The organism is Vibrio sp. TH_r3 (genome assembly GCF_033101115.1).
Lineage (GTDB): Bacteria > Pseudomonadota > Gammaproteobacteria > Enterobacterales > Vibrionaceae > Vibrio.
Genome location: NZ_JAWMPW010000097.1, coordinates 1 through 352, shown reverse-complemented (window position 1 = coordinate 352; position 352 = coordinate 1). Strand labels below are relative to the sequence as shown.

Annotated in this window: 1 protein-coding gene; it reads left to right on the top strand. The window is 49.7% G+C overall.

Translation table 11 applies throughout. The features are described 5' to 3' along the window. Positions 1-352 (top strand): hypothetical protein (locus tag R3X26_RS18955; protein WP_317718865.1); only part of this gene is annotated, 352 nt, incomplete at both ends.

Sequence of the window (352 nt, the reverse complement as noted above, 5' to 3'; positions counted from 1 at the left end):
TTCGGGTAACAGTTTCGAACTGACGGATGGCACTTACAGCGCCGATACGATTAAAGTACAAGAGATCAGTAGCAGCGGCGATACTGTCGCCACCGTTTCTTTAGATTCGCAGATCACTATTGATAGCACCGCGCCATCCGCGGCGACGGTAACACTGGCTGAAGACACAGGGGTATCTGGCGATTACATTACTACTGACGGTACCGTTAATGTGGCATTGCCAGACGATACGGCTTCATGGACATACAGCTACACCTTAAACGGAACAGTAACCGGCCCAATTGCTGGCTCAGGTATCAGTTTTGCTTTGAGTGCAGGCGAATACAGCGATGTAACGGTCACAGTAACTGAT